Consider the following 23,997-nt stretch of genomic DNA (forward strand, 5'->3'; position numbering starts at 1 on the left):
TGCTCGCATGAAACCCACCGAGGCACTCGCCGCGAACCTCGACAGCGCCTTTCTCGGCAAGGGCTGGCACGGGCCCACGTTTCTCGGCTCTCTTCGGGGCGTTTCACCTGCCGAAGCGCTCCAACAACCCAAAAACTGCGCGCACAGTCTCTGGGATCTTCTCCTTCACACGACCTATTGGAAATACACGATCCTCGTTCGCCTCGGCGTCGCCGAGCCCAACACTTTCCCGCGCTCGCCGAGCAATTGGCCCAAGACACCCGATCGAGCGCTGCCGGCGCGTGAACTCGCGCGCGTGTGGAAAGCCGATCTCAAGCTCGCGCGCGAGATGCACGCCCGACTCAAACGCGCCCTCAGCACACTCGCCGAATCGCAACTCGATCGGATTCCCCCCGGCGGCAAATCATGGACTGCGCGCCAACTCATCAGCGGCATCGCTGCTCACGATGTCTATCACGCCGGGCAGGCTCAGCTCATCAAGAAAATGATCCGCCGCTGAAGAACCTTGCGAAAGGCGGCTCCGAGAATCCGCGCGGAACTCTTCTCGCTCATCATCGCTCTCCGAGCGATGCTCCAACCCCTGCAAACCCAACTGAAACGTTCCACGGTCGTTTCACGTTCGGAAAATCGGCATTCGGCATTCGGCATTCGGCATTTGCTATTTGCCATTTGGCCCTTTGTTCTTTGGCCCTTTTCCTCCGCCCTATCTACCATCACCCCCGTGCCTCTCCACGAAACAACTCCGAGCGCGGGCCCAGACCCCATCTCGATCCGTGACGTCGCCGCAACCGCCGGCGTTTCCATCGCCACCGTCAGCCGCGTGATCAACGACTCGCCCGCCGTTGCCGCGGCAACCGCCGCGAAAGTGCGCGAGGTGATTACGCGCCTCGGCTACGTGCCCAATCCGATGGCGAAAGTCTTTTCCTCGCGCGAAAGCCACATCATCGGCCTCGCGCTGCCGCGCTTCCACGGCGAATTCATGACGTGGCTCCTGCACGGTGCCGATGAAGAAGCGACGCAGCTCGGTTACCACCTGATGATGACCACGATCGCCAAGAGCGAAGACGGGACGGCGCGCAGCCACATCGTCGGGTCCTTGCTCATCGATGCGCTCCTCGTCGTCATCACCGAACAGGACGATCCGCTCGCGGAAGATGTGCTCGCGTCCGGCGTGCCCACCGTCGTGCTCGATACCGACATGTCCAAGCAGGGGCTCGACAGCGTCATCCTCGACAACGAGCGGGGAACGCGCGAGGCCGTCGATCACTTGCTGCGCTGGGTCGAGCCCGCATCGCTCTACTTCGTCGGCGGTCCGCCCCAGAACTACGACACGCAGCAGCGAGCCAAAGGATTCACTGCGGCGCTCGAGGCGCGCGGCTGGCAGGTCACTCCAGAACAGATCGAGATGGGCGATTACTCGCTCGAGTGGGGCAAGGAATGGGCCATCCGAATGTCGCGCCGGGGCAAGCTCTCCGGTGCCGTGCTCGCGGCGAACGACAAGATCGCCTGCGGCATCATGCACGCCGCGGGAGACCTGAAAGTCTCGGTCCCCGATCAGCTCCGCGTGATCGGCTTCAACGATTCGCAGATCTCGCGACTGGTTCGCCCGAGGCTTTCAACGGTCGCGCTCCCGATGGCCGAGATGGGTGCGCTCGCCGTGCGCACATTGGTCCGCCGCATCGAGCACCCGCACGCCGAGGTGCATTGCACCAAGTTGCCCACGAAGCTGCTGATCCGGGAGAGCAGCACCGCCGTGCATTTCTGATTGTGCAGAAACCCCCTCCCGGAGGGAGGGGGCTTGGGGGTGGGCGAGCGATGTCGGAGATGGGGTGAGCGCGTCCGAGTTTCTCACTTTCGTCGCGGAGGATTGGCGTCGAACAATCCCCCGTGTGCGGCAGATACACCCATCTCTTCACCTGGGCAGAGCTCCATCGCCTGATGAGCCTCGGCAATCTCACGCCGCAGGAGCAGCAGGAAATCGAGAAGGCGCTCAAGAAGCGCTACAACGTCGCGCCGCAGCAGCAGGCGCCCGTGATCATCACCGATGGCCCGCTGCACCGGCTCGAGTTCTTTCGCTGGGGCCTCATCCCGTTCTGGTCGAAGGACGCCTCGATCGCCAATCGCACGATCAACGCGCGCTCAGAAACCATCGCGTCGAGTCCCGCGTTTCGCGAAGCGTTCAAGAAACACCGCTGCCTCGTTCCCGCGAGCGGCTTCTATGGAATGGCAGCACGTCGAGGGCTCGACGCGCAAGCAGCCTTGGTACATCCACGCGCGCCCGAAGACGGGATTCTGTTCTTCGCCGGCGTCTTCGATGAGTGGACGCCGCCGGACGCGAGCGAGCCGCTCCGCACATTCTCCATTCTACAACCGGCCAAACGAGCTCATGCGTCCGTTGCACACGCGCATGCCCGTCGTGCTGACAAAGCCGCAGCAGAGCCAGTGGCTCGATGCGGGTTCAAAACCCGACGATCTTGCTCCGCTCCTCGCGCCCAGCGACCCCTCGCTTCTCGAGGCCTATCGCGTCGGCACCAAGGTCAACTCCGTGCGTTTCGACGATCCCGAATGCATCCGTCGCGATGAGCTGCCGGTCGAGCCGCCCTCGCTCTTCGGTTGATGGCGCAGCCGAACGAAACAGACAGATCGGACTCATCCAGGAGCCTCGCGAGGGGTGAAGCCGCCCAGCTGAGGCTCTGTTGGCCGCAGGCCCCGAATATCCGCCTGCCGCTGCACGTCCTTTCGGGAAGCCGACAGACATGGTCCGGGGTACCGGAAGCCTCGACGAGGCACGCAGGTGCCACGTGGAGATCGTCACGTAAGTCCGTTCTGAGGCTTCGCTTACAGAGATATTGCCAAAAATCTTGGAAAACCAAACAAAACGCTATCAAACAGCAGCGATTTGTGTTAGTATATTGTCGGGTATACGCCGAGGGGTGACGCCTTCTCGCGCCCGTCTCGCGTGCGGCGTTCGCCGCCTGATCCAATCGCTTCTGCATCTCTCTTCTCGAAAGGGTTCTCCATGTCGCGTCTTGCTTTGCGCTCGTTGTCTTCCCGATTCTCAGTCGCCGCTCCTCGTCGCATCCGAAACAAGAATGAGCTGAGTTTTTTCTTGCGGGCAGCGATCGGCGTGTGGCTCTTCGCGCGGCTGGCGGGTTGCGCAGTGCCCCCGGATCCCGGTGCGTTTGCCGATTCGACGCGAGCCCTCGCGACATCCGTGCGTGCGGTCGGCAATGAAACACGCGACCAACTCGCCCGGAGCGAATCGACGCGCGATCTTGCAAATGATTTCGCTGCACACTGGTCCGTGCGAGACCGCGCGATGACTGGCGCCGTCGGGTACAGCACGCAACTCGTTACGATCTTCGCACGCGCTCAATCCTCACAGCCCGCGGCACTCTCGCGCAGCCTCCAAACCTTCGCCCGTGCGGTCGGCGTTGGCGCGTCGGGCGAAGTTGGCGTGGGGGTTGGAGTGGGGGTGGGGGTGTTGGCGACCACGGCGGACACACTCGCATTCGTTGCCGCGCAGATCGCCCTCGTCGAGGCATCCAAATCGCTCGAAGATGCGCTGACAACGGCGCAGCCTGTGATTGATCGCCTCGCGGCACTGATCGTTGCGGACACCGCCGACCTGGAGCGGATCGTCCGTGCCGCCGCCGTGCTCGCCCGCGTTGAGCTGAATGCGCAATTCAACGCGCTGCTTTCCTTTTCGGAATCGATCGAGCAAAGGCGAGTCGAAATCCGGCGTGTTTCCTATGCGGAATTGACCGTTTCGCAAGCAGATGAACTCGTCCGCGCCGATGCGTTGGCCGCCGCGACCGCGGCGGAACTCGCGCCGTATAGAGCTCGGCGCCAAACGATCGACACGCGCGAAGCCGATGCAATTGCCGCGATCGCGGAAACGCGCTCGGCGCTTATCGCCTGGGCCGAGTCGAATGCGTCTCTCGCGAAAGCGGTGCGCGAGAACCGCGAGCCCGATCTCGAAGCGCTGACGAGCGCCATCGCCGAACTGACGACTCTCATCGCCCGGTTGCGCGGGATTCAGAGATAGCAGAAGTCCCTTCCAGTCACTTTCATTTGGAGATCGAACATGCCTTCAGAATTCGACACGCTCTCGACATTCTCAGATTGGTCAACCAAACTCGCGGAGATTCTCGCCGCGGCCCGCGATGCGACCGACGACGATGCACGCATGTCCGCGGCACGCCGGCTCGAAGAGTTTGTGGCGCGGTCGACCCCGAATTCGCCGGAGATCGACAGTCTCGATCGAATGGCGGCGGATGGTGCGAACGCGCTCTGCCGGCGTGCATTCGAAGGCGCCGTCGATGGCCTCAGGTCGCGAACCGCGTCCGTCGCGGCGCGTGCGCAAGAACTCGATTCGATCGGGAAGTCTGCCGCGAAGGGACGGGTAGATCCCAAGTCCGTCGGCGCCGCACTCGACCGGGTGTCGGAACTTGTCGAAGAGGCCAAGTCGCTGGGGCGAGCCGCGGGAGCGAATCCGGGAGATTCCGAGGCTCTCCGGACGCATATCGGGCGGTTGCTCGAGGCGCTTCTTGACCTCCGGATGACATTCGGCCCACTCCCCGGGCGGATCCGGAACTGATCCCGCTTGCTTCCGGTACAGTTCTTTCGCAGGAACCGAGGGCGAACCGTGATCGATCAGGTGTTCTTTGCCATCCTCCTTCCGTTGCCGCTGATCGTCACGGCCGCGACGCTCATGTTCCTCATCCGGGCATGGAAGACGGAGACTGTGCGTCTGCGCCGATCGTTTCTCGCGACGGCGCTCTGGCTGGGTGTCTGTGCCGCGATCCTGTTCTTCTGCCGCGAGCGCGTTCGCGGCTGGCTTGGGGTCGAGTCCGGCGCCGTCGTCGTGTTCATGATTTCCAGCGCCGGCGCGATCGTCTCGCTCGGGATCGTCGTCGGGCTCTTCGCGACGATCGGCAGATCCATGCGGGGTCAGTTGCACTGCCCGCGCTGCTGGTACGACATGAGCGGAGCCGAACCACACGCGGAGGGCGGCGCCGTCTGCCCCGAATGCGGCACGGATTTCAGGTCGTTCGCCGATCTTGCTCGCCGAAAGAACTGGCCTTTATTCATTGCGGTCGCGGTGACCCTTCAACTCGCCGGCCAGTTCTGGTACCAGACTCTCCGCGCCGATCACGGAGGAATGCAGAGCTTCGTTCCGACGACCGTGCTGGTCGCGGGGATGTTTTCTCTCCCCGCGGATGCGGTCATTGGACCGCCGAGCCCGTTCGATGACAGCACGCTGTCGGGCCGGCTCGCGAACAGCAAGGCGGCCGATTGGCAGAAGTCCTGGGCGATTGCCAAGGCGCGGGCGGCCATCGAACGCGCCGACGAGCCCGAGTCGATCGCCCGCGCGTCCACAATTCTGAATCGGTGCGAATTCGACGGAGAGATTCCGCTCGCGGCGTGGAAATCATCCGTACGCCAGCTCTGCCGGTCCGCGTCGGGCACCACCGACGAGGCGTTCGTGTATCTCGCAGAGTGCTACTTCCGCGCGCGGGGAGGGGAGGACTCGGTCGGGCGCTTCATGTTTGCGAAGGATCCGGCTAAGTGCAAGAGCGAACTCGGGGACTTAGTTCCGGCCTTGCTCGGCTACCTCTCGCACGCGACTGTTCGCAGCCGCGAGTGGTGGAGTGCGCTTCGTCTTCTTGCTCTGGCGGGCGACGCGGCTTCGCCGGTTGTGCCGCTGCTCGCGGACAGGATGCTGACGGAGGAATCGGATGCGGGGCGGGCCTTCTCCGCCGCCGCCCTCGCCATGCTTTCTCAGGGATTCCCCGATGCATCAGAAGCCGCGATCCGATCGTTCGTTTTTCTGGCGCCGTTTGAGCAGCCGCGGGTTTTGACCGCGATCACGCGGTATGTCCGACTCGCGCCGGATCAGGAAGAATCGTTTCGCGTGCTCGCCACGTGCGGGGAACCTTTTCTTGAAGTCTCGGGATCGGTCGCTCTTCTCGGAGATTCACAGACTCGGTGCGAGGGAGCCGACCTGCTGATCGCGGCACTCGAGCGACAAACCGAGATCGGTTCTCCCGATTTGCTGCCGATCTACTGGTGCGTCGCCCGGGACCCACAGGACGGCGCTTCGTCTGAACTTATCGCCTATCTCGAGAGGCTCGCGCTGTATTCCAATTCCTCCGCTCGCATCGGCGCGATGTCGCTCCTGGCGAATATTGCCCGAGATCAGGAGACGCGGACGATTGAAATCGGCCTGTTCCTCGATTTCGTCGGCACCGATCGCAACGCCGCGGTCGCTGAGCGAGCCCGCGCGTTCGCGGTCGAAGTCCGTTCCTCTGCAAACTCGACCAATTCTCCTCGGAAAGTTGCGGTGATTCCGTGACACAAGCGCCCATCAGCGCTCCACGCATAGCCTGTGCCCCGTGAATTCCTCTCCGCGAACTCAACTCCAACATGCGCGACGAATCGTCATCAAGGTCGGTAGCGCGGTGCTCGCGCCCGATGGCGAGTTGTCCGCGAGTTCGGTTCGCCGCCTCTGCGCCCAGATCGCCTCGCTCGCGTCGACCGGAAAACAGGTCATCGTCGTGTCGTCGGGCGCCGTCGCCTCGGGGTTTCGCGCGCTCAAGCTCTCTTCGCCTCCCCGCACGATCCGCCTGAAACAAGCCGCCGCGGCGGTCGGCCAGCAACGGCTGATGGCGAAGTACGCGAGCACGCTCGGCAAATCGGGAATGACCATCGCCCAGGTGCTGCTCACCGCGGAAGACTTCGAGCAGCGGGCACGATTTCTGAACGCGCGCCACACGCTGGAAGCGCTTCTCGAGCGCAGTGTCGTACCGATCATCAACGAAAACGACAGCGTTTCGTTCGACGAAATCAAGCTCGGTGATAACGATCGTCTCTCCGCACTGACCGCCGTCATGCTGCGCGCCGATCTGCTCATCATGCTGAGCAGCGCACCGGGCGTCGTCTCGGGCGGGACACGGAAGATCATCTCGTGCTTCGATCGCGTGGATGATGCGCGCAAGCACGTGCGCAGCGACAAGTCCTCCGTCGGCATCGGCGGCATGAGCACCAAGCTCGACGCCGCGGCGATCGTCACGCGCGTTGGAATCGCCGCTATCATCGCGCCGGGCAATCTCGCCAACGCGGTACCCAAGATCCTCGCCGGTGCCGAGATCGGAACCTTCTTCCGCCCCCAGCGCGCAAGGGTTGATGGGCGAAGGAGATGGATCGGGCTCGCCGCGAAATCCAAGGGCGTTGTCGAAGTGGATGCCGGCGCGGCGCGTGCCCTTGCTTCTCGCGGCGCGAGCCTCTTGCCATCAGGAATCACGGGAATCCGCGGCAATTTCGCACGCGGAGATGTGGTCGAGGTGCGTGATCCAACCGGCTCGTCACTCGCGCGCGGCACGGTCGCGTATTCATCGGATGAGATCGAACGGATCAGGGGAAAAAGGGCTTCTGAGATTGTTCGCGTGCTGGGGTACGCTCAGTGCGACGAGGTCATTCATCGCGACGATCTTGTTCTATTCGAGAAGGACGGTGAACTGTGAATCTCGTTGCCGCGGCACGGAGCGCTCAGATTGCTTCGCGGCGGCTCAGGACGCTGAGCACTTCCGAGAAGAATCGCGTGCTCGAAGACATCGCGGGTGCGCTGCGTGCCGGGAGCTCGGAAATCCTGAACGCGAACGCCGAGGATGTTCGCGCCGCTACGGCATCGGGCCTTGCGCCCGCAAAGCTCAAGCGCCTCGAGTTGACGGCGAAATCGATCGAACAGCTCGCGGCTGGAGTTCTGCAGGTCGCGGCGCTGCCCGATCCGGTCGGAGCAGAGACCGATGCAGGCACTCGGCCTTCGGGACTCCGGGTGCGGCGCGTGCGCGTGCCGCTGGGTGTGGTGTGCATGATCTACGAAGCCCGGCCAGGCGTCACGGTCGATGCATTTGCGCTGTGTTTCAAAGCAGGAAACGCGTGCATCCTGAAAGGCGGTCGTGAGGCGGCGCGATCGAATGCGGCGCTGGCTTCGATCGTTCACGAAGTGCTCGAGCGGCGCGGCATTCCGAGAGAAGCGCTCACGAGCGTTGATGCCGCGTCGCGCGAGGAATTGCGAGAACTCCTGCAACTCGATCGGTTCATTGATCTTGTTCTTCCGCGTGGCGGCGAAGAACTCATCCGCTTCGTCTCGGAAAACTCACGCATCCCCACGATTCAGCATTACAAGGGAGTCTGCCACATCTTTGTGGATGAGTCGGCGGATCAGTCCCGCGCGATCGAGGTGTGCGTCGCGGCGAAGACTTCGGCGCCCGCGACGTGCAACGCGGCGGAGTGCGTACTCGTGCACCGGAAGATCGCCGGTGAATTCCTTCCGAAACTCGCGCGGGCATTCGTCGATGCCGGCGTCGAAGTGCGCGCCGATGCCGGAGCTTTCGCGCTGATGCCGGGCGCCGTCGCGGCGGCTCCCGACGACTTCGGGAAAGAGTTTCTCGATACGATCGTCGCGGTCGCGGTCGTAGAGAGTGTGCAAGGAGCGATCGATCACATCGCGCGATTCGGCTCGCATCACACAGAGGCCATTTTGACTTCGTCCGCCGAGTCGGCGCGTGCATTCCGCGAAGGCGTCGATGCGTCTTGCGTCGTCGTGAACGCCTCGACGCGATTCAACGACGGGTTCCAACTCGGGCTCGGCGCGGAGATCGGCATCAGCACGAGCAAGCTTCACGCGTACGGCCCGATGGGGCTTGAAGAACTCACGACCCGGAGGTTCGAAATCGACGGAGACTTTCAGACGCGCTGAGGCGCCTGTTCGAGGGGCGTCAGCAGCCGGGTCAGCGCCTGGTTGTCGGGAGGCGCGTACGGCCTGAACTTCTCGAACGTACCCGTTTCTTCGCTGTAGAGGAGCGCGCGGTTCTGGCCGAGCGCCTGCGCGTGGGGCGAATCGATCAGCGAACTCGAGTCGGCGCCGCTCATCTGGAAGAGGACGCGCAGGTCGAACTCTTTCACGCCGCGACGGTCGATCGCGCGCTCGAGATTCGCCACGTTGTCGCACCACGCGATGGTGTGAATCCCGATCGTCGGCCCTTCGCGCAGGATCGACATGAACTGCTTGTCGGGCTTGGTGACGGCTTCCTCGGCGGAACCGGAAAACCCGTAGTCGTCTTCGGCTTTGCGCAACGACCGGAAGCGATGAACACCGTGCACTACGAGGAATATCGGCTCGAACTCCGCGTGCTCGATGGCGCGGCGGCGTTCGAGTTCGCCGTAAACGGTTGCGATCGCCTCGTCGGCTCCGCGTGCCGCGGCGTGGCGCGTGGCCGGCGAAAGACGCGTCGCGGTCTCGAGCAGAGGCGTTGCGCCGTCCCATTCGGGGCTCGGGCCTTCGATGATGGTGATGCGGGGTGCGGCTCCCTCGCGTGGAGGCTGAGGCAGACGTGCCGCCAGCGCGATGGTTGCACCGGCGAGCAGGCCGAATGCGGCTCGCTCGCTCTGGCCGACGATGAGCAGGTTGGCGCCGCTCTGAGGCCGGAACGTCACGGAAGTCGGATCCTTGATCGAAACCGCATCGCCCAGCCAGACTTTGGGCGCCACGCGCGCGGAGCGTCCTTCGCCTGAGAGCAGCGCGAGGAGCGGGGCGTTGCGCTCCATGTTCGAGGGGAGATTGCCTTCAAAGACCAGCGCGGGCGGCGGTTTACGGCGCAGCGTGGAGACCTTTTCGCGCACCTGGCGGAGCTTCTCATCGCGTGCGTCGTCGGGCAGCCAGACAACCTGGAAGGGGCTGTTGCCTTCGAGCAATCCGCTCGCGTCGTTGTAGATCGCTTCGCCGGGACGCGTCAAAAGGCGTGCCGCCGGGTTGTCTTCGCTCAGGATCAGGTAGGAATCGGATTCGCTGCACTGAAGCGCGATGCGCACGGCCATTTGGCCGATCGTGCTTCGCGCCAGGCTGTAGGCGCCGCCGATGGTCTGGCTCCCGAGCACCACGTGCATTCCGAACGCGCGGCCCTGACGCACGAGTCGATCGAGCAGCAGCATCGCCTCCTGCGCCATCTTGTCGTCTTCAACGAAGAATTCCTGGAATTCATCGACGATGAGCAGGACGCGCGGCATCGGATCGCGATCGGCATCGTCTTTCGTTGCCTGGCGATAGCCGGCGAGATCCTGCACGCCGAGATCGCGCATGATCGTGCCGCGCTTAGTCAATTCCGCGTCGAGCCGCCTCAATACGCTGATGCCGAATTCGCGCTCGCTCTCGACGGCGATGACCCGGGCGTGGGGGAGTTGATTGGTCGCGTAGGTCTTGAATTCGACGCCCTTTTTGAAGTCCACGAGATAGAGCTCGATTTCCTCGGGGCTGTACCACATCGCGAGGCTCGTGATGATCGCGTGGAGCAGCGTCGATTTGCCCGAACCGGTGCGGCCCGCGATGAGGCCGTGCTGCGCGGTTCCCTTGCCGAGCACGAGGCTCTGAATTTTGGTTGCGCCGGCGCGTCCGATCGGCGCATCGAGTTCCTTCGCCGAGCTGCGCGTCCAGAGTTCGGCGGGCTTGGGCGCGACGGTGTCGAACGGAACCTGCACGCGTCCGGAGTCTTTGGCGAGCGAGCCGAGGTGCTTGATGAGCACGTTGAAGACGTCGTCCGGCGGCGCTTGTTCCGGCTGGATGTTCCAGCGCGCGTAGTCATCGTCCTTGACCACGAACCGGTCGCTCTTCCAGGTGAGCGTGATCGCGCCGCGTTCGATATCCGCCATGGGCAGCCACGCCGGCGGCCGGGCGCGCGAGTCGGCCATGATGAGGGTGAAGACGCCGCAGCGCGGCCCGCTCGCGACGATCGCGGCGAGGCGCTTTGCCGCGGCCTCGCTGAAATTGGCGGGCAGATCGGCGATGACGAGAAAGCGGAACGGCTCGGCGATCTCGCCGGCCTGAACGTTGTATTCCTGGATGCTGCCGAACTGGTTGCGCAGGTATTTCTGGATCACCTGCTCCATGTGCTCGGTCAAGTCGGTGAGTTTCTGTTCGAGGTGGCGGGGCTCGGTCCAGATCCGGTCGCCCACGATCAGCGGCTCAAAGTCCGCGAGCTGCATGAAGCCGGCGAAACTCTGTCCGAGTCCGACGGGATCGAACATCGTGAAACGGACTTTGCCCGGGGGCAATTGGCTGAGCAGGCGCAGCATCGTTGCCTGGATTGTGCTCAGCGCTCGGGTGCGCGATTCGGGTGTGGTGTGCATCACCAGCGACCCAACGCCCTGCAGGTCGAGGTTCAGCGGCAGGCGCAAAGCGGTTTCGCCCGTGAGCTTGAGACCCTCGGAAGTCGGCAGGCCTCCGGGCATCTCGGCCAGGTTGACATCGATCCACCCGATCCGGATGAGGTCGTTGCTGCTCTCGCGCGCGGGGCGCTCGAGCAGTTGCGTCCAGTCCGGCTGGTCGGTCGCGCTCGAAGAACCGATGTCGCGTGCCTCCGCGAGCAGCCGGTTGCCTTCTTCCAGCCAGCGCGATTGGAGATCGGCTTCGCGTTTGGCGGCGACTTCCTTCGCCTCGGCGATCACCTGGTCGCGCCTGGCGGCGCTCGCGGCGACTTGTTCGTCCCTGCTTGCTTCGCGACGCTTTCGCTTGGCCTGATAGTCCTGCTCGGCGCGATCGAGTTTTCCGGTCCGGCGCTCCTCGGCTTTTCGAACGCGATAGTCGAGCTCGGTCCGCAGCTTGGGCTCCTTGACGGTGCGCCGCTGCTCGTACAGCTCGCGCGCTTCGAGCAGCCGTGTTTCCGCGGCGCGGTTCTCACGCCTCTTGATCGCCTGCACTTCACCGACAACGCGATCCCGGGCGACGTCGGCTTCGATCTGAGCGGAATCGAGGCGGCGCTTCGCGTTCTCGACGGCGCGCACGAAAGCGTGAATCGCGGGAGTGACCTGCCGATGGGCCCACGTGCGCACGCCGAACAGAATCGCCATCGCGAGCAGGAAGCCCGAGCCCATACCGATGGCGACGTCCTGCGCCACCGGCGGCCAGCCCTTCAGCGTTGCGACGCCTCCGCCCGCACCCATCATCACGAGCATCAGGAGCGCAATGCCCTCGCCTCGGAGCAGAAACGGGCTGAGAGCGCTCTGGAGCCAGTAGACGTGGTTCGCAACATCCACGGCCGAGGCGTCAAGGTCGGCGGTCGAAGACGGGGCGGGGCGCGATTCCGCGCTCTCCGGAGTCGGGTCCGGAAGCGTGCGGCCCTTCCTCGCGAGTATTTGCTTGGCCCGCTCGGTGGCCAGTTCCAGGTCCTCGCGCCGCGACTTCAGAGACTTGGTCGTCGTTTCGTGCTGGAGTCTCGCCTTGCGGAGCGTCGATTCGCCGACGGTCTCCGAGAGCCACAGCGCTTCTTCTGCCTGCTGCTCGGCCTTGTGCTCGAGTTCGGTGAGGCCGATGGAAAACTTCGAAAGCTCTTTCTCGCGCAGATCGCTGGTGTCCGCGACGAGCTGATCGAGCCGCGCGCGGAGCTGGTCCATGCCCGCGGCGTGGGTCCGATCGATCTCCGCCAATTCGCGGTCCGCGTCTTCCACTGCCTTGGCATGAATCCGCCTGGCCTCGGCTTCGGCCTCTCCAACGGTCTGACGCAGGCCGGAAGCGATCTGCTGCTCGACCTCGGCGCGGTGCGCAACGAGCGGCACGAGCGAACGCAGCAGGATTCGTTCGGGCTGGAGGCGATTCGGTTCGGTCATGCGGCTTTCAGTTTATTCGTTTCGACGCGGCTCTTGGTCGCTACCCCACTCAATCCTTGCCCGTGTCCTCGCACTCCCGGCGAACCTGGATCACCAGCTCGCTCACGTGCTCGAGCGCCTTGATCGCGGCAACAACCATCGGTTCGAGCGGTGCGAGCACTTCTTTTTCAAAGCGGCGGCTGGCACTGTCGTCCCACTCGGAGCGGGCGCGCTCCCAGCGAAACCGGAGTTCCTTGACCGCGTCGGTGATGTTGGCTTGGGCGACTTTGGTGCTCATGAGGCTTGATGGGCGGCGGGCGATTGAGGTCGGGGCGGCACGGACGAAGGAATGAACGCACTAGGAAGCTTCGGAATGCCACAATTCCCGATCGCCCTCATCGAGAATGCTCCGGACGGTGCCGCTGGCGAGAACCGCCAGGCTTCCGGGTCGAAGACCGAGAACGGCGCGGATGTTCGGAACGAGCTTTGCAAAAGCGGCGATCGTGGTGCATGCGTACCCGCCGGGCTGTTCGGGTCTGTCGAGCGGGGCGACAAACCAGCCGCTGTCGGTGCAACCGTCGGCGCGGGGCGGCGCCGATTCGGCCCGGCGGGCCAGGAACACCGCTTCGCACGCAACCGCGCGCCAGGCGATGAAGATCAGGTCGTCGTCGCCGGGGGGCGCATCGGCGCCGGACAGCTTCGCAATCGATTCGGCGTCGGATGGGCTGACGGTTCCGGCCTGCCACGGAGTTTCGAGCGGCGCGGGCTTGAGTTCCGAGGCGGCCTCAAGCGAAATGATCATGGCCCGAAGGTGAGCGTACTTCTCGACCGTGGAGCGCAGGACGACGGTTTCGGGCTGATCGGTCCAGGATTCACCGAACGCGGACGCATCGACGGGCGCGAGATCCGGCGAAGAGGCCTGCAATCGCAGATAGTCCTCGATGGCGACCGCCATTTTCTCGAGCCGCTCGATCGCGCGAGGAAGGGTGGCTTGCACGTATTCGGTCAGCGGGCGGCAGGTGGATTTGTACATCATCGCTTCACGCTCCCAGCGAGGCGCCCATTTTCTGACGGCTTCCTGCTTGCGCTGCAATTCCTCGAGCCGTCTCTTGAGTTTCTCGAGGACCTTGCGTTCTTCGACGACGCTCACGGGCTCGGGGGCGCGCATGTACTGCTTGCGGCTGATGTCGCTCTTGGCGCGGGTGACGGCGTCTTCGGCGCGCCGGACGGCGTGCTTGTAGTACGCGGGGCGCTCCTGCTGAAGCCACTGCCCCATGCGCCCGATCTCGGCATCGACCGAGGCGAACGCGATGTTGATCTGCTCGATGAATTGTGAGAGCGCGACCTTCAGATCGCGGAGCGCCGTGACGGACGAGATTCTTGCGGACTCGGACATGAGAAAGGGCCAGAAGGAGAGAGCGCCGGAGAAAGCAGCCGGGAAGTTACCGTTGATTCAAGTATTCCTCGATCTTCTCGGCTTTGCGCAGGAGGAACGGGACGTGCTGCTCGGAAAGATCGGTGAACCGATTGAGCGTCTTCATGGTCGCTTCAAACTGCTCGACGAACTTGACCTGTTCCTGGTCGCGCCAGGTCTGTCCGAGCGTGCTCAGGCGCCCCTGCAGCGCCTGCATCTGCTGGACAAGATTGGTGTTGAACCTTTTCAGATCGAGAGCAAAGCGTCGGAGTTCGGCGGGATCGACAACTGCTTTAGACATGATGCGCTCCGGACGATTGAAGATGCGGCGGATATTCCGCCATCAACATAGCAATCCGCACGTGGGTCTCTACGGAGCGATCCCCGGCGGATTGCCGGTTGAACTCCAAAAATCGAAAGTTTTGCGTCGTGCACGCCCGAGCCCCTGCAAGAGGATCGGGGCCTCTCGACGCGCATCGGGGTCGGTCCTGAATCCGGGCCGTGCGCTCAAGGCCCGATACCGGCGCGAATCCGGGTCTTGCTTTCGCCTCGACGGGCTCGAACGCCGCCTGTGCGAGCCGAAGCTGCCCCGAGAGGACGCCCGATGTGGTGCGGGCCGGGACGCGATTTATTTGGTGGGGCGAATCGTTCCAGCGCCGGCCCGGACCGAGCTCGATCGTTACCGGTGAACGCGTTGGTTTTTTGGCGCAAGAGGGAGATTCTCTGGTCGGTGATCCCGCGCGGCAGCGTCCGCGGGTTCGTCTGCCGTGAGCGCCGATTCAGCGACGGCTCACGGATGGATCATTCGGCTCACCGACAGTCAAGGTGTCGTGAGCGGCGGGGCAACGGACGCTCCGCCGCTCTTCCCGGGGGGGAGGGGGATCGCGCACCGAGAAGCATGGCACGATCGAATCAAAGCCGGAATCGAGTCCCGCTCATCGTCGGCTGCGTCGCGGTTGTTTTGGCGCTCTATCTCGGGCGTAAGGTGCTCGTGCCGATCGCCCTCGCGGTCTTCGTCGCCTTCGTGCTCGCCCCGATCGTCCGAGCCCTGGAGCGAATTCACCTCCCGAGGATGCTCGCGGTGGCCTTGACGGTCGGTGTCGCGACGATCTCCATCGGCGCGCTCGGATGGCTGATCGAGCAGCAGGCGGTCGAGGTCGCGGGCAATCTGCATGACTACAGAGATAACATCGCGCGCAAGCTCACCGCCGTGCGCCCGTCCAAGCACAGCCCGCTGGCAAAGGCGGGGACCGCGATTGAAGAACTCGGAAAAGAGATCACCAAGCCGGCGGAGGATCAGGCCGCGGTCGAAAAGCTGCGCGTGCCGCTCGAGCAGACTCCATTGGAAGTCCGAGTGGTGGAGGATCCGACACCGCCGGTGACGTATGCCCGCGATTACCTCGGCCCGGTCCTGGCGCGGCTGGCGACCGCGGCGATGGTTATCGTCTTCGCGGTCTTCATGCTCCAGAGGCGCGAAGACCTTCGCAACCGGCTGATCAGGCTGATCGGTGAGCGGGAAATCCATCTGACAACGCCGGCAATCGATGATGTCGCGCACCGGCTCAGTCGTTACCTGCTCACGCAGTCGCTCGTGAACGCGGGAGTCGGGCTGGTTGTGGGCGTGGGCCTCTTCCTGCTGGGAATGCAGAACGCACCGTTGTGGGGGTTCACGGTCGCGGTTCTTCGATTCGTGCCGTACGTCGGAACGTGGATCGGGTCGGCGTTCCCGATCGCCATCTCATTCGCGGTGTCGGAGGGGTGGCGAGAGCCGCTCATGGTCGCCGGTCTTGTCATCACGGCCGAAGTGATCGGGGGGAGTTTCATCGAGCCATTGGTTGTCGGCTCGGGTACGGGGCTTTCACCGCTCGCGGTCCTTGTTTCGGCCGTGTTCTGGGCGTGGCTCTGGGGTCCGATCGGGCTGATTCTTTCAACGCCGATTGCGGTCTGCCTGTCGGTACTCGGACGGCACGTGCCGCGGCTGTCTTTTCTCAACATACTCCTTGGAGACGATCCGGTCCTGCAGCCCGAGACCCGGTTCTACCAGCGATTGCTGGCGGGAGATCAGGATGAGGCCTCGAGAATCGTGGAAGAGTTCGCGAAGGGTAAAGAGCCGGCCGAGGTATGCGATGAACTGGTGATCCCGGCTCTTCGACTCGCGGAAATCGATCGGCACCGCGGAGAACTCGACGAACGCCAGGTGCAGGCGGTGCGCGACGTGCTCGGCGCGATCGTTGACGATCTCGGGGCGGAGTCATTGAGCGCGGAAGACGCTGCCTCCGAACTTCGCTCGGAAGCCACGCCGGTGTTCTGCGTTCCGGTGCACGACCTGGCGGACGAGCTTTCCGCGCGGATGCTCGCGATTCTTCTGAACGAGCGGGGCGTGGCGGCGGAATCTCTTTTGCTTCGAGGTTCGGTTCGCGCCCTGCTCAAAGACATCGAGGAGTTGCCCCCGGCCGTGCTGTGCATCTGTGCGCTCCCGCCGGGCGCGCTTCTGCACACCAAGGTCATCTGGCAGCAACTGCGTCAGCGGGCGCCGAAGCATCGCGTGGTCGTGGGTCTGTGGGACGACGCCATCGACATGGAGAGCGTTCGGGCACGGCTGGGTCGAGCGGCCGATGAGTCCGTCGCGACCACGATGCGCCAGGCAAGCGACAAGGTGGCTGCGATGGTGGCAAATCCTTTGGGCGAGCCGGACCCGCACGCCAACGGCTTTGCCGCGAATCAACGGACGGGGGACAGCCGAAATACTCGGCCATTTGATCAAATGGCCAAGAGCGGAGAATCAAACGCGGGCTGAACTACGCGGGGGTTTTCATCGCCGCGAGCAATTCGCCCGAGCCGGCGCCCCACTTGGTGATGCACTTGAGCGCTTTGGTCACCGGAATATCGAGCGGGTGCACGCGCGAGCCGGCGATGATGTAGACCGTTCCCGCCGCGGGCGTGGGTGAGGAAGGCACAAAGACGGTTCGCCTGCCGTCGGCGTGCTCTTCGATGATGAAGCAGGGGGCGAGCGCGTCCTCGATCTCGACGAGGGCGGGCTGGAATCCGCGGCTGTTCTCGATCTGGCCTAGTTGCTCGGCCACGCTGCGAAGCGTGGAATAGCCCGGGAGACGCTCGAGCACGGTGGATTCGAACGCGCGGCGGGCATGGCGCCCGACGGCCGTCGAGTCAGGATTCCGACGGCAAAGCAGATCAGCAGGATCAGCAGCGCGCCCATGACCATCGGGTACCGGATCGATTCGGGGAGGCCCGCGCTCACGGGTTTGACGAGGATCTCGAGGTGAACGAGCGCTTTGAGCAGGAGCAGGATGGCGAGCCACGCGGCAGCACGACGAGCATGCCCCCGACGAGAGTCGATTTCAGAAAATCGAGTGCTTTGAACATGGTTTGTCCCGGGCAGGGGGTGTGAATCCGACCGCCGAAAAGGCGGCAAGAAAAAACCCCTGCTGACGCAGGGGCTATTTCAAGTGGAGGTTACTCTCCACGGCTCGAACAATCCTCGCCGCGGAGGCCTCGGGGAAACAGTGACAGACCTGCAGCTTGAGGGCAAGCGAACAGATCTCCACACACGCTTAGCAGAGCTTGGAAAAAGTAAGACTGTGCAAGAGCTGTTGAAGGAGGTGTTGCGTGCGGCAGCGTGACCGTGCAGCGTCGTAAGTGTATGTGCTGACCGCTAGCAGGCTGTTGAACAAGGGCTGTCTGTCGGCGATCTGAAGCATGCCCCGGACGGTATGGCCGGTGCTGTTCGGATTGTTCGTGCTGCTCACGCCGCCAGCAGCTTCCGCATCCGCACCAGGTTGTACGCCGCGGCGGCGAGCTCGAAGCACTGCCCGATCTTCTCGCGTCCCACGTGCCTGGCCCGTCTCATCCCCGCCACCGTCTTGACCCATCCGAAGAACTCCTCCACCAGTTTTCTTCGTCGCTGGCTCTTCTTGAACGCGGCGCTCCGTCGTTCGCCGCGGACGAACCATCTCGCCCAGGTTCCCTCGTCCGCACGCGTGCTCGCCCAGTCGATCTTCCCCTCCTTGATCGCCACGTGCGGCCGGATCCAGCGCTCCTCGAGCGCCAGCAGGAACGCCCCCGCGTCGTACCCCTTGTCCGCACCCAGCGTGGATGGACGCACCCCGTGCCGGCACTCGACATGATCGAGCATCGCCAGCGCGCCGGCACGCTCGGCCGTGCCGTTGGCTTCATCCACCCGCACGCTCATCACCAGCCCGTGCCGGTTCTCGGTGAGCGCATGGCCCGAGTGACAGAGGAACGCTCCCACCCCATTCCCCTTCTTGTAGAGCTTCGCCTCCGGGTCGGTCGTGCTGGCGTGCGTCGCGTTGGTCCGCCGCTCGCCCTTGAAGTCCCCCGATGGGTTGCGTCCCGATGGTCCATCGTCGTCTTTGTCCGACGCCTCGCGTTCGATCCTCTTCAGGCTCTTGAGCGAGGCGTGGCTCTGGATGAGCGAGCCGTCCACCGTGAAGTGCTCGTCGCTGGTCAATCCCGCATCGATCGCCTGCTTCACCACATGCTCGAAGAACTTCCTCGTGATGCCGTGCTCGGCCAGCCGGTCGCGGTTGTGCGTGAAGACCGAGTGGTCGAACACTTCGTCCGATGGCTGCAAATCCAGGAACCAGCGGAAGAGGAGGTCGGTCTTCAGACGCCTGCACAGCTCGCGTTCGGACCGGATGGTGTAGAGACACTGCAGCAGGAGCGCCTTGAGCAGCGTCTCGGGCGGGATGCCCGGCCGCCCGAGGCTGCTGTACGCCGCGGCAAACGTGCGGGTCATCTCCGCGAGCGCCGCGTCCACCATCCGCTTGATCGGCCGCAGCGGATGGCCAGTCTCGATCAAATCTTCGACGTTGAACGTGTGGTAGATCGCCGCCTGCCGACCGGGTGTGCCCTTCATGCCCTCATCTTCGCACGCCGGAAACTTCCGGTTGCGCGGGCTTTGCGGGATTCTTCAACAGCCTGCTAGAAAGGTGCGAGCATGGCAGAACGCCTGCCTGGTGCCTATGTTTGTCGAGGATGTCTCCTACCCATGCCGGCGAAAGGGTTGACGCTGCGAAATGTCTTCCGCGGAGGTTGCCGAGACAATGTGAAAACGGCTATTATAGATAACTTCAGCGAAAACGTTGCGCATCACCGAACCCGCGTCAATTCACCCTTCGCCCACTCTCGCCATTCGCGTGTCTCACCCTGCATGGCGATCACTTTCAAGAGCGCGGGCGTGCGTTCGTCGGTCTTCCCCTGCTTGATCTGCAATCGCGCGAGACCCTGTGCCGCCGCGACATAGTCCGGGTAGATTTCAAGAGCCGTGCGATAGGTTGCCATCGCGTCGTCGTTGCGCCCAGCAGATTCGAGTGTCATAGCTAGGTTCACTCGTGGATCAGGATGGCCCGGAAGAAGCCGCCGAGCCCAGGTGAACAAGAGGGGGACGGTGGAGTGGTACCGGTTCCCGTACGCGCCGGATGCGATCGGGAGCTTCCGGTACTTCACGCTGGAAGGGGCGAGCTACCCGCCGGCGTGCCCGGGGTCGGACATCGGGGAGCTTGTCAAACACTTCACGTACGACGGTGTGGGGCGGCTGGTCCGGGTGACTGGGCTTTGGACTGGACGGCGAAAGATGACGAGCCGTGGGTTGAACCGGCGGACAGCGAACTCGATCTTGAGGACATCGGCTTCGACGACGAGGGCGGCTACGACGGCCCGATGGGGTACAGCCGGATTTCGCGCACCAAGTCGTCGATAGACGTAATTCGCAAATCAGCCAAGCAAGCCAGGGCTATGGCCGCGCTTCGAGGAGGAGTCTTCAGCAAATTTTCTGTAGCGCAGACAGCTACGGAGGGAGCCGGTCGCGCTCTTCAGGCGCACCACATACTTCCAAAGTGGGGGGCAAGGCAGTTTGGTTTCCTTATCAAGCACGACGATATTCCCGCCGTGGTCTTGTCGCGTCGGCAGCATGCCAGAATCGGACCGCAAGTTGATAAAATTCTAAAAGGGCTTCCTGACGGCGCATCGAAAGAGCAGGTGCTCAACACGCTTCGAGAGGTCTACAGCAGGATTTGCCCTCAAGTCATTCCGTTCTTGACTGGAATCAAATGAAGAAGTACTGGAAGATCGGTGTTGGAACTGTTGATACCAACGATTCTGTTCGGCACACATTCATACAGCATGCCGGTATTGTGAAATCTGATGATCTTGATGTCACTGTCGCCAGGACTTGGTTTGCACTCGCCGATGACGATCCACGGCTTTCCACAGTGAGGAGACTTGCGAGAGAGAATTCCAACATCGATCTCTGGGAATTTCCAGACACTCGCTTTGACCGGAAAGACATTGCCGCGGCTCCATATTCCTTTCTCGGTGGACTTGCGTGGGCGACCAGAAAATCGATCGAGGCCGGCGCCGACTTCGGCACCAAGTACGACATGTCGCACGCCTGCCGCGCTTGCGGAGCCGGTGCGCGGCAGATCGGCCTTCTCAAGGTCAAGCCGAAGGAGTTGCCGAAGAAACAACCCTGGGTGCGGACCTACCAGGGAATGCTCTACCACGAGAGCTTTATCGCGCCTCTTCGCGAGATTAAGGGCTTCGAGAAGTGCATACGCCCCGTGGAGGCGCGGAAGGGCGGCGAGCAACTTCCCTGGTATGAACTCATCAGCGACTACACCATGCCGCGCTTGAGCGGCCAAGGGATCGAGCGGCGCGACGACCCCTGCCAGGTCTGCGATCGCGGCGACTGGTGGTTCGCGAAGGAGTTCAAGGACCTTTGGTATGAAGACATGGATCGCGCTGTCGATAAACTTCCTCCGGTGTGTATGACATGGGAATGCTGGACAGCGTCGTACATCTTCGCGGATGATCACAAGCGATATGCACCGCAGGGGCCGGTGGTGTGCCGCGAGATCGCGCTGCACATGTTCGACAAGGTGGGAGAGGATGCGTTGGTTGTTCCGCTTCGGTTCAAGGGCTGAGGGGTCCGGAAAAGCTGAGCAGACTGATGCGGATTTTGGGCTACTTGTTCGGCTTGTGCTTCGGCCTGAGCACGTGGTACACGACGGACTACGGGCACGAGGTGTCGTTCGACGGGACGCCCCCGAGTGGAGTGAGCGAAGTGTTCGAGCGGCATCACGCGGCCGACGCGCCGACGGTGACGCAGTCGAAAAACCAGCTTCCGAGCGAGTGGATGACGAACCTGCACGGGAGCGCTCTACGGGGAATCCAGTCCACCGATCCGTACGCAACACCGGCCCCGATCGAGACGCACAGCCACTACCGGAGCGACCCGAACGGGAATCTGGTGTACGACGACGAGTACTTCTATCAGTACGACGCGTGGAACCGGCTGGTGCAGGTGAACAAGAGGGGGACGGTGGAGTGGTACCGGTTCCCGTACGAGCAGTTCTATCCGCACCCATCGATGGTCTTCGGGCACAAGACGCTGGCGATCGATCGTCTTGACGCGCCGGCGCTGTCGTGGGACAATGGAGTTGGCTCGATCTTTGAAACCCGAAGACTGGTTCCCGGCGCGAAGCTGATCGCGTACGCGCGGAACCGCACGCTCGACATCGCCAACGGCCGTTGGCTCCAGCAGGATCCGAATGCGAGTGGAATTAGCACGCTTAGGTCTGCGATGCATGGCGCAGCACCAATCGTTTCCGCGATCTTGGTCCAGTTGGAAGAACGGATCGCGGACGGGCTAAGCCTGTTTGAGTACGGCGGCTCTGAAGTAATACAACGACGGGATCCGTTGGGCTTGTACTCCGGCGACGAATTTGTAGAAGATTTATTTGGTGCGAGTTTCAGCCTTCCGACTCCCGGAGATTTCATTCGGGGCGCTCTCTCTGGAATGGTCAGCGAGTATGCATCGAGGCAGACATGGGACGTCGAATGGGCGAGCGATTTCAACCTTGGAGACAACGAACACAGTCGGACCGAGAATCTCTGGGTGACCGTCGCGCTGATGCGAGGGTTGCGAGACTGCTTCGAGATTGGATTTGGTGACTACAAGATCAATCTGCTCGATGGGTTTGACATGGCGAGTGTCGGAGGAGGAGGTGCTCGTACCCCCAAGAGCAGAATCCACTCGCCGCGCGGGGTCGCTGGGTACGCAAGGACGGTGTCTGTAAACGGGTTCCACGCCAGTGTTTATTCAAGACCGGGAGGCGGACGCAGTTACGTGCTCTTCGACGACAAGGCGGTTCGTGCTAATGTGAGAGTCAATGTCACCACACGAGCACAGGAGCGGATCGATGCAAACAAAGCGGCAGGGCTTTCCAAAGCACCCACTGGTTGGGTATGGCATCATCACTCCACCAAGAGAGGCATAATGCAACTTGTTCCCGAGAAATTGCACGAGAAAGTCGGCCATCTCGGCCGAGCGGATTGGTAAGGAGGAGGCCGATTGCTTGAAATAATTCACGCACTAGAAGCAAGGATCGGAACTCGGTTGCCGATCGAGTATGTGCAATTTCTACTGAGCGAGCCGCTTTCAGATCCTTTTCGAAAATGGTTCTGGTTCAAGCACTCCGTGCGCGGGAGCGTTCGCATCGGAATTCGCACCTTGAATCGGCTTCCGCCACGGCCACCAGGAACGGGACCGGAGATTCTCAGTTATGTTGACATTTACGCCGAGCGATTCGAAGGATGTGGATTGCTGCCGCCCTTTTATCTACCCCTCGGATCGTGCTGGGACGACGAGACACTGCTTCTCGAATTGAGGCCAGGCTTGTTCTTCGGGCGTGTCAGCCTGAAGACGTACGAAACTCTTCACGAGACCGGCGTGGACAGAGCTGAAGACGACATCTTCCCGGTCGCGCCTTCGTTCGGAGTTTTTCTCTCCATGCTCACTGATCCGCAAGAGGGTGACGAACAGTAGAGCTTCGACACCAACCCGCAAACCGATACGCCACCGACCGACCGATTTGCGTACTTCTCTGCCGCGGCGGGCGCAAACCTGCCTGCCGGCTGCCTTGGCTCGGATATCGGCGAACTGGTCAAGCACTTCACGTACGACGGTGTCGGGAGACTGGTACGAGCAGTTCTATCCGCACCCATCGATGGTCTTCGGGCACAAGACGCTGGCGATCGATCGTCTTGACGCGCCGGCGCTGTCGTGGGACAATGGAGTTGGCTCGATCTTTGAAACCCGAAGACTGGTTCCCGGCGCGAAGCTGATCGCGTACGCGCGGAACCGCACGTTCGACATCGACACTGGCAGATGGCTCCAGCAGGATCCGAATGCGAGTGGCGTAACGCTGCTGAGTGGTACCGCATACCACGGTGCTGTTGCAGACGCGATGGCAGGCGAGTATTCGGTGCGATTCCTGCACCAGAAGATCAAGGACATGGGCTTGACTACGGGGCTTCGAGGCAAGCCCATCGCCTTGGCCAAGGTCCATTACGCCCTTCAGAACCCGTTCTATTGCGGGGTCATGCGGTATGGCGGAGAGCTGTTCGATGGGGCCCACCAGTCGATGGGGCCCACCAGCCACTGATTTCGCAGGAATTGTTCGAGCGGTGCCAAAAAATGCGGCGGCAGCTGGGCAAAGATGGCTTGCGGGCGCCGCTACAGGGGGTTCGCCTACCGGCGGCTGTTCCGCTGCGGCGAGTGCGGATGCACGATTTCGATGGAGGTTCAGAAGGGCCACCAGTATCTGCGGTGCACCAAGAAGAAAGGCCGGTGTCGCCAGCGGTTCCTGCGGGAGGAAGAGGCGACGCGCCAGCTCGACGCCTTGCTGGAGGCATGCTCGATGCACCCGCGGACCGCGGAGCGGCTGCTCGCCAAGCTGGACGGAATCCAGGCTTCCGAGCACGAGGCCGGGAAAGCTGAGCGAATCAAACTGCGAGAAGAGATCCGGTTGGCCGATGAGCAGATAGCTCGCCTGACCCTGGCCTTCGCGTCCAGCGACCTCAGCCTGCAGGAGTTCCGGGCTCTAAAGAATCGCCTGCTT

At 62.9% G+C, this 23,997-nt stretch carries 21 protein-coding genes; 14 read left to right on the top strand and 7 right to left on the bottom strand.

Going from position 1 to position 23,997, the window contains the following annotated elements:
- Positions 1 to 7 precede the first annotated feature (7 nt).
- The 8 genes from KF691_06580 (at position 8) to KF691_06615 (ending at position 8,764) form a co-directional block, all read left to right on the top strand.
- Complete coding sequence (locus KF691_06580; GenBank protein MBX3389106.1) at positions 8 to 499, top strand: DinB family protein; 492 nt, start codon at positions 8 to 10, stop codon at positions 497 to 499.
- Positions 500 to 721: 222 nt separating this feature from the next.
- Positions 722 to 1,765 carry a LacI family DNA-binding transcriptional regulator gene (locus tag KF691_06585; GenBank protein ID MBX3389107.1) on the top strand — a complete coding sequence of 348 codons (1,044 nt, stop codon included), beginning with the start codon at positions 722 to 724 and terminating at the stop codon, positions 1,763 to 1,765.
- Positions 1,766 to 1,887: 122 nt separating this feature from the next.
- Entirely contained in the window at positions 1,888 to 2,583 is a 696-nt protein-coding gene (locus tag KF691_06590; protein MBX3389108.1) for an SOS response-associated peptidase, read from the top strand.
- A 736-nt stretch (positions 2,584 to 3,319) separates the two neighbouring features.
- Complete coding sequence (locus tag KF691_06595) at positions 3,320 to 4,048, top strand: hypothetical protein (GenBank protein ID MBX3389109.1); 729 nt, start codon at positions 3,320 to 3,322, stop codon at positions 4,046 to 4,048.
- Between the two features lie 39 nt (positions 4,049 to 4,087).
- On the top strand, positions 4,088 to 4,600 hold the full coding sequence (locus KF691_06600; GenBank protein ID MBX3389110.1) for a hypothetical protein: 513 nt from the start codon (positions 4,088 to 4,090) through the stop codon (positions 4,598 to 4,600).
- A gap of 48 nt (positions 4,601 to 4,648) precedes the next feature.
- The gene (locus KF691_06605) at positions 4,649 to 6,358 is read left to right on the top strand and encodes a DUF2304 domain-containing protein (protein ID MBX3389111.1); all 1,710 of its coding nucleotides are present in this window, start codon (positions 4,649 to 4,651) and stop codon (positions 6,356 to 6,358) included.
- 40 nt (positions 6,359 to 6,398) lie between these two features.
- Positions 6,399 to 7,526: a glutamate 5-kinase gene (proB, locus tag KF691_06610; protein MBX3389112.1), complete on the top strand. Its 1,128-nt coding sequence runs from the start codon at positions 6,399 to 6,401 to the stop codon at positions 7,524 to 7,526.
- Positions 7,523 to 8,764, top strand: coding sequence for a glutamate-5-semialdehyde dehydrogenase (locus KF691_06615; GenBank protein ID MBX3389113.1), 1,242 nt, complete (start codon positions 7,523 to 7,525; stop codon positions 8,762 to 8,764). The genes proB and KF691_06615 overlap by 4 nt, the downstream gene beginning before the upstream one ends.
- Here the strand turns inward: KF691_06615 and KF691_06620 are convergent.
- From KF691_06620 to KF691_06635, 4 genes are read right to left on the bottom strand one after another with little or no spacing between them, the layout of a single operon-like run.
- A complete protein-coding gene (locus tag KF691_06620) occupies positions 8,752 to 12,663 on the bottom strand; it encodes an AAA family ATPase (GenBank protein ID MBX3389114.1) in 3,912 nt (1,303 codons plus the stop codon). The two genes, KF691_06615 and KF691_06620, sit on opposite strands and share 13 nt — an antisense overlap.
- A gap of 49 nt (positions 12,664 to 12,712) precedes the next feature.
- On the bottom strand, positions 12,713 to 12,940 hold the full coding sequence (locus tag KF691_06625; protein MBX3389115.1) for a hypothetical protein: 228 nt from the start codon (positions 12,938 to 12,940) through the stop codon (positions 12,713 to 12,715).
- Between the two features lie 60 nt (positions 12,941 to 13,000).
- A complete protein-coding gene (locus KF691_06630; protein MBX3389116.1) occupies positions 13,001 to 14,038 on the bottom strand; it encodes a hypothetical protein in 1,038 nt (345 codons plus the stop codon).
- Between the two features lie 46 nt (positions 14,039 to 14,084).
- The gene (locus tag KF691_06635; protein MBX3389117.1) at positions 14,085 to 14,357 is read right to left on the bottom strand and encodes a WXG100 family type VII secretion target; all 273 of its coding nucleotides are present in this window, start codon (positions 14,355 to 14,357) and stop codon (positions 14,085 to 14,087) included.
- 597 nt (positions 14,358 to 14,954) lie between these two features.
- Between KF691_06635 and KF691_06640 the strand changes: the two genes are divergently transcribed.
- Positions 14,955 to 16,853 carry an AI-2E family transporter gene (locus KF691_06640; protein MBX3389118.1) on the top strand — a complete coding sequence of 633 codons (1,899 nt, stop codon included), beginning with the start codon at positions 14,955 to 14,957 and terminating at the stop codon, positions 16,851 to 16,853.
- A 1-nt stretch (position 16,854) separates the two neighbouring features.
- Here the strand turns inward: KF691_06640 and KF691_06645 are convergent, their stop codons facing one another.
- The 3 genes from KF691_06645 to KF691_06655 form a co-directional block, all read right to left on the bottom strand.
- On the bottom strand, positions 16,855 to 17,178 hold the full coding sequence (locus tag KF691_06645) for a hypothetical protein (GenBank protein ID MBX3389119.1): 324 nt from the start codon (positions 17,176 to 17,178) through the stop codon (positions 16,855 to 16,857).
- Between the two features lie 641 nt (positions 17,179 to 17,819).
- On the bottom strand, positions 17,820 to 18,953 hold the full coding sequence (locus KF691_06650) for an IS5 family transposase (GenBank protein ID MBX3389120.1): 1,134 nt from the start codon (positions 18,951 to 18,953) through the stop codon (positions 17,820 to 17,822).
- Between the two features lie 233 nt (positions 18,954 to 19,186).
- Complete coding sequence (locus tag KF691_06655) at positions 19,187 to 19,543, bottom strand: tetratricopeptide repeat protein (GenBank protein MBX3389121.1); 357 nt, start codon at positions 19,541 to 19,543, stop codon at positions 19,187 to 19,189.
- Positions 19,544 to 19,651: 108 nt separating this feature from the next.
- Between KF691_06655 and KF691_06660 the strand changes: the two genes are divergently transcribed.
- The 5 genes from KF691_06660 to KF691_06680 all read left to right on the top strand — a co-directional run bounded on the left by KF691_06660 (position 19,652) and on the right by KF691_06680 (position 23,541).
- The gene (locus KF691_06660) at positions 19,652 to 20,149 is read left to right on the top strand and encodes a hypothetical protein (protein MBX3389122.1); all 498 of its coding nucleotides are present in this window, start codon (positions 19,652 to 19,654) and stop codon (positions 20,147 to 20,149) included.
- Positions 20,146 to 21,018 carry a hypothetical protein gene (locus KF691_06665; GenBank protein ID MBX3389123.1) on the top strand — a complete coding sequence of 291 codons (873 nt, stop codon included), beginning with the start codon at positions 20,146 to 20,148 and terminating at the stop codon, positions 21,016 to 21,018. Before KF691_06660 ends, KF691_06665 begins: the two co-directional genes overlap by 4 nt.
- Positions 21,019 to 21,044: 26 nt before the next feature.
- Positions 21,045 to 22,436 carry an HNH endonuclease gene (locus tag KF691_06670; protein ID MBX3389124.1) on the top strand — a complete coding sequence of 464 codons (1,392 nt, stop codon included), beginning with the start codon at positions 21,045 to 21,047 and terminating at the stop codon, positions 22,434 to 22,436.
- Positions 22,437 to 22,697: 261 nt separating this feature from the next.
- Positions 22,698 to 22,922, top strand: a complete 225-nt coding sequence (locus KF691_06675; GenBank protein ID MBX3389125.1) for a hypothetical protein — start codon at positions 22,698 to 22,700, stop codon at positions 22,920 to 22,922.
- 94 nt (positions 22,923 to 23,016) lie between these two features.
- Positions 23,017 to 23,541 carry a hypothetical protein gene (locus KF691_06680; GenBank protein MBX3389126.1) on the top strand — a complete coding sequence of 175 codons (525 nt, stop codon included), beginning with the start codon at positions 23,017 to 23,019 and terminating at the stop codon, positions 23,539 to 23,541.
- Positions 23,542 to 23,997 lie beyond the last annotated feature (456 nt).

It is taken from the genome of Phycisphaeraceae bacterium (assembly GCA_019636555.1).
In the GTDB taxonomy this organism is placed as follows: domain Bacteria; phylum Planctomycetota; class Phycisphaerae; order Phycisphaerales; family UBA1924; genus JAFEBO01.